6 protein-coding genes are annotated in these 9,024 nt (G+C 56.3%); 1 reads left to right on the top strand and 5 read right to left on the bottom strand.

Annotation, left to right across the window (positions count from 1 at the left end; genetic code table 11):
- Positions 1-538: 538 nt before the first annotated feature.
- From WKK33_RS07505 to aepX, 5 genes are all read right to left on the bottom strand, one after another.
- Entirely contained in the window at positions 539-1,567 is a 1,029-nt protein-coding gene (locus WKK33_RS07505) for a hemolysin activation protein (RefSeq protein ID WP_337570567.1), read from the bottom strand.
- A 73-nt stretch (positions 1,568-1,640) separates the two neighbouring features.
- A complete protein-coding gene (locus WKK33_RS07510) occupies positions 1,641-2,561 on the bottom strand; it encodes a glycosyltransferase family 2 protein (protein WP_337636899.1) in 921 nt (306 codons plus the stop codon).
- 5 nt (positions 2,562-2,566) lie between these two features.
- Positions 2,567-4,009, bottom strand: a complete 1,443-nt coding sequence (locus WKK33_RS07515) for a lipopolysaccharide biosynthesis protein (RefSeq protein ID WP_337933184.1) — start codon at positions 4,007-4,009, stop codon at positions 2,567-2,569.
- A gap of 13 nt (positions 4,010-4,022) precedes the next feature.
- On the bottom strand, positions 4,023-4,925 hold the full coding sequence (locus tag WKK33_RS07520) for a LicD family protein (protein ID WP_215759569.1): 903 nt from the start codon (positions 4,923-4,925) through the stop codon (positions 4,023-4,025).
- A gap of 80 nt (positions 4,926-5,005) precedes the next feature.
- The gene (gene aepX, locus WKK33_RS07525; RefSeq protein ID WP_215759568.1) at positions 5,006-6,310 is read right to left on the bottom strand and encodes a phosphoenolpyruvate mutase; all 1,305 of its coding nucleotides are present in this window, start codon (positions 6,308-6,310) and stop codon (positions 5,006-5,008) included.
- Positions 6,311-6,618: 308 nt separating this feature from the next.
- Here aepX and WKK33_RS07530 point away from each other — a divergent pair, with 308 nt between their 5' ends.
- Entirely contained in the window at positions 6,619-8,343 is a 1,725-nt protein-coding gene (locus tag WKK33_RS07530) for a S41 family peptidase (RefSeq protein ID WP_337933186.1), read from the top strand.
- The last annotated feature ends 681 nt before the right edge of the window (positions 8,344-9,024 follow it).

Genomic DNA, 9,024 nt, shown 5'->3' on the forward strand with positions numbered 1-9,024 from the left:
GCTGTCGCTTGCCCGTCAGATGATGATGGCACAGGGCGGAAACCTTACTCTCGCCGACACGTCACAGCCCGGCTGCCACACGACATTCGTAATAATGATAAAGAGTTGACAAGTAGATGAGGAAATTTGCATTACTTGTTTATGAAACGTAAACAACTCTTGTCATGGAAAAACGAATCTCCTCGTCTACTTGTCAACTCGTCAACTTAATTTATTTGGTTCTGCGGGATTTAGTGTGAATTAACACGCCGAATCCCGCAATTAACGGCATGAGAATTGTACCTTTGTCGTCATGATGAAGAGAACTGAAGACATCCGAAGACCCGTCGATAGCCTCGGTTGATGAGGCAGGAGTCGTGAGAGGCTTGACTATTGGCAGCCCATCTATTTGGGCTAGAACCAAGGATGGCTCGGGCCTTGCAACATCGACGCTTGTCGATTAGATATGAATAGCGAAGAAAAGGTTGCTTTTGAAAATGCCGCGAACAAATTCCTGTTCCGGATAAGAGAATCGTGAAATGGTGTAAGGAGGAGGTAACTACACATGCTTGCCCTTGCCCATCCATTTCTTGATGCGGCGGGTGAGGGCTTGGGCTATTTGGCGTGTGTTCCCAGCCTTTAGGTTGAGCCAGAGCTCTTCGATGCTTCGCCCCATTTTTATCCAGGGGTGTCCCCATCCGTTGGTGCGGTAGGTGTGTTCCTTGTAGGCAACATACTCCATGACATACTTGGGGTGCTTCAGGGGGAAGGTGACGTCGTGGCGTCGCATGGTGAATATGCGGCGCAAACCATGCGGCATGGTCTGCAAGGCGGCGTAGTGGGTTGAGTCGGCTGTGGCTCCAACGTTGCTCACCATGTTGCGGGTGGGCATGATGGCGAGCCCATTGTTCATGAGCATGGAGGACCAAAACACGCTCTCGAAGAACGGTTTGCCGGCCGCGGCGTGATCGGCGCACATGCGCATGAAGTCGGAACGGTAGCCCCGTGCCTTCACCAGGTCGGCCAGTTGCTGGCGGTTGAAGTCATCGTTCATGAACGAATAGGCTCCGTCCCATTTCTCCACGACGCGCCTCCACGACGCCCAGCCCCAGATGGAGAAGGCCGATGTGAAGAAATAGTCGTAGGGAACGTTGGGTGTCACCTCATCGGTGTTGAATCCGGCCACCATGGTGATGCGCTCGTCGTGCTCATAGCGGTCGAGCATCTCCTTGCAGAAGGGCAGGAATGAAGGGGCGGGAACCACGTCGTCCTCCACGACGGCCACCTTGTCGGCCAACGAGAAGGCCCATTTCTGCGATAGGAATCCCGAGGGGTCGCATCCCTGGTTGCGCTCGCAATAGTGGCGATGCACCTCACATTCCCAATCGATGTTCTCGTCGCTGGCTATGCGTCGGCAGGCCTCCATGCCCTTGCGGTCTTTCTCGTTGCCCTCGCGGGGTCCGTCCTGATAGAGCAGGAGCTTCGATGGGCGTGAGGCTTTCACGGCGTCGAACGCCTGTTGGAACGTCTCGGGCCGGTTGAAGAAGAGCATCAACACGGCAATATCGGTCTTATAAGGATGTTTCATGGTGGGTGTGGTTTAGCGCCAATCGGTAGGTTATGTTTGTCGCGATGGCATGCGCCATCTATTCCAATTCTCGTTATTGTCTTTGCGCCCGCTTTCGCATGCGGTCCTTAAACCATCTCAGGGGGTAATAGGCCAAGCGTGGGGGAAGGGCCAGGAAGAGGCGGTGGAGCCATGGCACACGGCTGTCGACCTGCTGTCGCAAGGGGCGATAGTAGCGGTTGAGCACGTGGAACTGCCGCTTGTAGAGGAAGTTTTCGTACACCTTGATTTGGTTGAGAAGGAACCACGGCTCCATGACCTGCCACTTGGGCTGCAACGTGCGGCGCATCTCGTCGTCGTAGATGCGTATCATCCGCAGGTCCTCCACGCGCGTGTTGGGCACATCCTCCTCGTGCCAATACACCTCATCGGCGATGAACCACACCTTGGGTTCCTTCATGAGGCACTTGATTTGCATGAGGCTGTCCTCGCGCTCGATGATCTCTCGGGGCGCGTTGAGGCACCCTTCGAGCAACTGGCGCTTGAAGAGGATGCCCCACAACACGCAGAACGTGTTCTTGATGCTGAGCAGGGCGCCGATGAGCTCGTCGCTGTTGTGCCATCCGCGGCGCCCCGAGTCGCAATGGGCGTGATACTGATTGGTGAATGTTCCGATCACCTCGTCGGCGCCCGAGGTCACCATGGCTTCGTGCAGGGCAGCCATGGCGTGGGGTGTGAGCATGTCATCGGCGTCGGCGAACATGATGTATCGGCCCCGCGCCTCGGCCACTCCATGCCGGCGCGCCGCCGTTACGCCCCCATTGGGCTGGTGGAACACGCGCACCCTATCGTCGTGCTGGGCCAGCGTGTCGAGCTTGGCGGCCGATCCGTCGGTGCTTCCGTCGTCGACGGCCACAATCTCAAAGTCGCTGAAATCTTGCGTGAGGATGCTCTCCAGGCAACGGTCTATGTAGTCGACCTTGTTGTAAACAGGGATGATGACGGATATTTCCATACCAGTTATTTTTTGAATTTGTTCTTGGCGAATTGCAGGCACTCCTCCAAAATCTGCACGTGCGCCACCTTCATGACGGCGAAATAGAGCACGCCCGCCATGGCTATGCGTGCGAGCAGCAGCACGATGGGCGTGCCGATGGCCTGTGTGCAGCATCCGGTTACGGCCATCACGCCACCGGCGGCGAGCAGGAAGGGCGCCATGTCTTTCACCACCTGCCACAGGCTGAGGCCGATGAGGCGGTGGGCTTGCGTCTGCCATGCCAGCAGCCATAGGATGTTGAAGCCGCTGTAGACGGTAATCATCACAAGGATGCCGAGGCTGTGGGTGCAGAGCATGAGGATGATTTGCAGGGCTATCTGGAGAATGTTGCACCACATGTTGATGTCGGCGCGGCCATGCCCTATGACCATGTTCTGATACAAGGTGTAGAAGGGGAAGAAGGCTCCGCTCACGGCCAGGATCTGCAACAAGGGCACGGCGTCGATCCATTTGGCGCCGATGGTGATGAGGATGAACTCGCGCGCCACGAGCACCAGGCCGAACATGGCGGGGAAGGCGAGGAACGCCGTGAACCGCATCATCTTGCGGAAGACGCGCAACTCGCGCTCGCGCTCATTGGCAATCGACGCAAAGACGGGTTGCGCCACTTGCTGCGTGGTGTTGGAAACGAGCGAATAGGCCATGAAATTCCACTTGTAGGCTTGGCTGTAGTTGCCCAATATGTCCTTGTTGAAGAACTTGCCGATGATAACCGACATGATGTTGTTGTTCACGGTGTTCATCACCATGACCACGAGGATGTTCATGCTGAAGCCAAACATCTTGCGTATGGGCCTGAGGTCGATGTGGAGCGAGGGCCGCCATGGCACGTAATAGTAGCGCCCCACGTTGAGGATGGTGATGTAGAGCACCTGCTGCCACGCCAGGCTCCAATAGCTATAGCCCAGGAAGGCGAGCGTTACGCCGGTAAGCCCCGAGAGGATCAGGGCGAGCGAATTGATCATGGTCATCTCCTTCACCATGAGTTTCTTGGTGAGGTAGGCGTTGGGCGTGATGCCGAAGCTGCCCACGACGAACGACAAAAAGACGAAATGCGACAAGGGCGTGAGCACCGGTTGGTGGAAGAAATCGGCGATGAGCGGCGCCGCGAACCACAGGATGGCGTAGAGCGAGAAGCTCATGAGGATGTTGAACCAGAACACCGCGTTGAAGTCCTCGTGCTTGGGATCCTTCATGTTGATGAGGTAGGTGCTGAATCCCGAGCTCTGCAAGTTGCCCGCTATGGCCGTGAAGATGGCGATGTATCCGATGATGCCATACTCGCCCGGCGACAACAGCCTTCCCAGCATGATGCCGATGAGCAGGTTGAGCACCTGTGTGGTGCCGCTATTGAGCGCCCCCCAGAAGAGGCCCTTGGTGGTTTTCTCTTTGAGTGTGTCTGCCATAGATGGGTGTTTGTCATTGCTCCGACGCGCCGTTGTAGCCCGGCTTGTCGATGATTTTCCTCACTTCGCGGTAAGGAATCTTTCGGTTCAGGTCCATGAACACCACGTCGTGTTGCACGCGTTGCTCCACGGGCGGCAGCTGGCGCCAGTTGCCATACGATGTCACGAGATAGTCCTCGTAGCGTGTGGGCACCACGATGCTGATGTCCTCGAAGGGCAGCGTCGTTCCGTCGCCGAAGATGTCGGCCGTAAGGTTCTTCTCGCGTGAGGTGTAGCTCGAGCTGAAGCAGATGTGGTTGGAGCGTGTGCCGTGGTAGGCGCGCAGCTCCCGCTCCATCCGTCCCACGAGATAATTGCGGATGGGTGTTCGGAAGAGGGCGTAGCTGATGTCGCCCAACGTGAGTCGCAGGCTCTGCTTGGTGATGTTGCCAAGGATGTTGGCCCACGACTTGCGCAACAGGTCGGCGGCAATCATCTTGCGCAATTTCAGCATGCGGTCGCAGTAGCGTTGGCGCTCGTTGTCGTCATCGGGCACCACATCGAGTGGGAACACGTCGATGTAATTGCCGAAACTGATGCGGTATTCGGTCCATTCGCAAATGGTTGAATGGGCGTTGCAGAATTTGGCGAAGGGCAGATAATACTCCTTGTCGTGAACATATTCCACCTGCTCATAGCCCTTGGGCGGGTTGGTTCGCATGAGGCGCAGGTAACGGTCGTAGTCGTCGCGCATCATGTAGACGTCGATGTCGTCGTCCCAAGGTATGAAGCCGTGGTGGCGCGCCGCACCCAGCACGGTGCCATAGGCGGCGTAGTACTTGAGGTTGTTGGCTTGGCAGAACGCTATGAAGGCCTTGAGGGTCTCGAGGGTCATGGCTTTTCGCTGCGCCAGTTGTTCTTCGGATAGAATCTTCATGTGTTTGGTGTGGGCAAGCGGCGCCCTCGCGTGTGCTCCGTGGGGGTGCCGCTTGCCTTGTGTGGCGTGTTTGTTGAGGGTTATTTGGTTCCCGGGATGAGCTCCAGGATCTGCTTGATGGGCATGCAGAAGGGGTCGGTCTCGAGCGATCGCTCGTTCTCAAGGATGGTCTCGGCGCACTTGCACATGGCGGGATAGGCTGCGCGGAGCATGTGGTTGGCGTAGATAACCACGTTGACGCCCCACGAGATGAGCTCGTCTTCCTTGACGTGGTTGTAGGAGGTTGGCACCACGATGATGGGCACGAAGGGGTGCTTCTCGCGGAACTTGGCGCAGAACTCCTTGATGTCGTCGCCGCTCTTGTTGCGGCTGTGGATCATGATGCCGTCGGCACCCGCGTCGACGTATGCGAAGCTACGCTCCAGGGCGTCGGCCATGGGCTGTCCGGCGATGAGGCTCTCGCAGCGTGCGATGATCATGAAGTCGTTGGTGATCTGGGCGGCCTTGCCCATGCGTATCTTGTGGCAGAAGTTCTCTATGGAGTCTTGCGTCTGCTTCACCTCGGTTCCGAAGAGCGAGTTCTTCTTCAGTCCGGTCTTGTCCTCGATGATGATGGCCGACACGCCGTTGCGCTCCAGGGTGCGAACGGTAAACTGGAAGTGCTCGGGCAGTCCGCCGGTGTCGCCATCGTAGATGATGGGCTTGGTGGTGCACTCGAGGATGTTGGTGAGGTCTTGCATGCGCGTGGTGAGGTCTACGGCCTCAATGTCGGGCTTGCCCTTCGAGGTGGAGTCGGTGAGCGATGACGACCACATGCCGTCGAAGGCGCGAATTTCCTGACCCTTCTTCACCTCGTAGCGCTCGATGATGAGCGCCGAGAGGCCGTCGTGGGCCTCGAGGATGCGCACGATGGGCTTGGCGGCGATGAGCCGGCGCAGCGATTTCAGGCGTATGTCGGGTGTGGTGCCGATGGCTTTCACCTCATCGAAGAGCGACGACGAGTTGATGCCCTTGGTGTAGGGCACCTCCACCACCTCGCCGCCGAGGTCGGCCATCACCTTGATGCACTCCAGGCGGAGCTCCGAGTCGCGGCCCTCTTTCCAGTTGTCGCCATGGATGAGGATGTCGGGACGATACTTCTGCAGGTTGGGAATGTAGCTGTATTCGTCCTGCGGCACCACGTGGGCCACGCCGCGAATGTTCTTGATGACTTGCTCGCGCTGCTCGTAGGTCATGTAGGGCAGGCGTGAGCGATAGGTGGCAATGGCCTTGTCGGTGTAGAGACCGATGGTTAGTTCGCCCAACTTGGCGCCTTCGTTGATGATATTGATGAGGCCGGGGTGAAGGATGTCGCCGACCATTCCGAGATAAACGTTCTTGCTCATGTATTGTTAGTTTCTTTAGTTTTCGCATGAAAAATAGCCCTGTGGGCCCTTGCCGCAGAAGGCTTGGCCGAGGGTTGCCGCATCTGTATGCGCTATCTTTGCAAAGATAATGATTATTATTGAGAAATCGGCTCGTCTTTCCTAAAAAACTCATTTTGCGGCAAAGTGGTTGCCAATGATGCGTTTTTGGGGGGCTTGCCCCACTTTTTCGCATTTTGTTGTCAATCTTTTCGGTTTTCAAACGTATAGTAGGTAAGAGGCCGACAAAAGCCTCTCTCAATTTGTTGAATCATCATAATAGAATCCTAATGAAGAAAACTATCATGTTGCTGTTCGCCCTGCTGTTGGCGACAGGAATGAAAGCCGACGAGACTGACACGTTGGCCATCGACGCCATCTATAAGGAACTGCTGGCCCGACCGGGCGTTACGCAGACCGCCGTGCGCTATACGGGCGGCTGGGGGGCGGGCTGCGCAAACTTCTCCTGGCTCCAAGGTGAAGGAAGCGGATGGACCGTGGGCAACCGACTGACGCTGAAGGGGGTGGACAAGGCTGAGGCCGACCGCATCATGCAGGTGTTTAAGAAGTATCATGAGCGAACCCATGTGGCCATGGGCGAAGGCAGGGCCGACATGGGGCTCGAACGTTTCCGTATGTTCTACGGGATGAGGTGGTCGGCCGGAACACTCTATTTCTTGAAAGCCAGGAAGTTGGGCAGTGAGTTTTGTGTGCCGTTCGACTGGTTTTTCCGCGACTACTATAAGCCCAAGAGAAACCTGGGCGACGCCTGGGCCGCCATCGACGCACCCACACGCCGCTTGCTCGGACTGAGCCATCTGTGGAGTGGGGTGAAGCAAAACTTCGTGTTCATGAATCGGGTCAGCGTTGATTGGGACAGCCTGTACGTGGCCATGATACCGAAGATCAAGGCCGCCGCCAACGACGAGGAGGCCACACGCCTCTTGCAACGCATGGCCGCCACGTTGCACGATGGCCACACCTTCGTGTATTCCGATTACCCACAGGACCTGCGCACCATGCCCCTCACCACGCGGTGGATCGACGGGAAGGTGTATGTCGATCAGGTGTTGAGCTCGGCTTTTGCCCGGAAGGGCGTGCGACGTGGCCTGCAGGTGGTGGCCGTCAATGGCGAAGCGCCTGAGGTGTACGCCCAGCGCGAGTTGGCGCCCTATGTGTCGTCGTCCACCCCACAATGGCTTATACATAATATGTACGACGACAAGAACCTGACGATGGGTGGCGACAACCGCCAGATGACCTTGACGCTGAGCGATGGCAAGCGTGAGGTGAGCGTAGGCTACAACTTCGACGGAAGTGGGTTCGACATCAGGCCCCAGCAGAATGACATGCCCATCAGGTTCTCCCTGCTCAAGGGGGGCGTAGGCTATCTGCGCATCGACAACTTCATGGATGGGCGAATCTGTCGCGAGTTTGACAAGCTCTATCCGCAAATCCTGCAGACGCGCGCCCTCATCATCGACGTGCGCGACAATCCCGGAGGCAACTCGGGCAATGGCGACCATGTGGCGCGCCATTTCATCGCACAAAGTCTGCGTGCGGGTGCGTGGGAGAGCAGGGAGTATATCCCAGCCTTCGCCTCGTGGAGAATGGCCGAGAGGGTCTATCGGCAGGAGGGCGCCCTGATGGCGCTGGATGCCAACAGCAAGCTCGAACGCTACACGAAGCCCGTGGCGTTGCTGGTGAATCGTGGCACCTTCTCGGCCGCCGAGGACTTCACCGCCCTCCTGCGCGCCACCGGCCATTGTGCCTTGGTGGGTGAGCCCACGGGCGGAAGCACGGGCAATGGCGTGCGCATCGCGGTCATTCCGGGGGTGTGCACCGCCAACATCTGCTCCAAGCACGACTATGCCCCCGATGGCTACGACTTTGTGGGCAAGGGCTTTGTGCCCGACATTGCCGCCCCCGAGAGCTACAAGACCTATTTCAAGGACAAGCAAGACAACGCCATGACCAAGGCCCTGCAGTGGCTGAACAAGCAGATACGCAAGTGAAAATGGCCCAGTGGGGCATGAAAACCTCAACATACTCTCTCTAAGTTATTCATCGTGGTGGTGCTTCTTCGGAGGCGCCACCTTTATTTTGGCTCATCCGACATTTGGAGTGATTTGAAGTGCGCATCACATCTAATAGCCCTGGCCTTAGACGGCTTTCACAACGAATAGTTAATTTAGCCTCAGACGGCGTAACAACGAATTTCTCTCTAAACGAATTGTTGTAATCGTTTTACGATTACCAATTTGAACTAATTTGGCTAACGCAATTAGAAAAAAATTCGAAAATTCGGGAAATTCGTTGTTACCGCGTCTGAGCGTAAATACTCACGTGTGTCATTTATCACTCCAGATGCCGGATGAACCTTCTGTCTTCCTTCATGCGGAAGGGTGCTGGAAGAGTGTGTGTTGTTGGGTATTTTGGTGAAAAAGTTGTGTCGAGAATTGGAGTGAAATAGCGTGCGTAAAAGCCATTTTTGTCGTCTCGAACCCCGTGAAATGTGACTTGCGCTTGCGGTTAGGCATCTTTCGAGTTGCGAAACATGCCTAACCGAACCACCGTTTGGTGTCTTTCGCACGACCGATGGGCATGTTTCGCATTGCGAAAAGGCATGTTTTATAGTGAAAAATTACTAGTGATGCGATATTAATCGCTTAACTATAGTTATATATTTGATATTT

Source organism: Hallella sp. (assembly GCF_037460745.1).
Classification (GTDB): domain Bacteria; phylum Bacteroidota; class Bacteroidia; order Bacteroidales; family Bacteroidaceae; genus Prevotella; species Prevotella faecis.

What these genes read in the sequence shown, in the direction of transcription:
- aepX (WP_215759568.1), bottom strand. Translation starts at nt 6,310, where the DNA reads ATGAGCAAGAACGTTTATCTCGGAATGGTCGGCGACATCCTTCACCCC.
- WKK33_RS07530 (WP_337933186.1), top strand. Translation starts at nt 6,619, where the DNA reads ATGAAGAAAACTATCATGTTGCTGTTCGCCCTGCTGTTGGCGACAGGA.
- WKK33_RS07520 (WP_215759569.1), bottom strand. Translation starts at nt 4,925, where the DNA reads ATGAAGATTCTATCCGAAGAACAACTGGCGCAGCGAAAAGCCATGACC.
- WKK33_RS07515 (WP_337933184.1), bottom strand. Translation starts at nt 4,009, where the DNA reads ATGGCAGACACACTCAAAGAGAAAACCACCAAGGGCCTCTTCTGGGGG.
- WKK33_RS07505 (WP_337570567.1), bottom strand. Translation starts at nt 1,567, where the DNA reads ATGAAACATCCTTATAAGACCGATATTGCCGTGTTGATGCTCTTCTTC.
- WKK33_RS07510 (WP_337636899.1), bottom strand. Translation starts at nt 2,561, where the DNA reads ATGGAAATATCCGTCATCATCCCTGTTTACAACAAGGTCGACTACATA.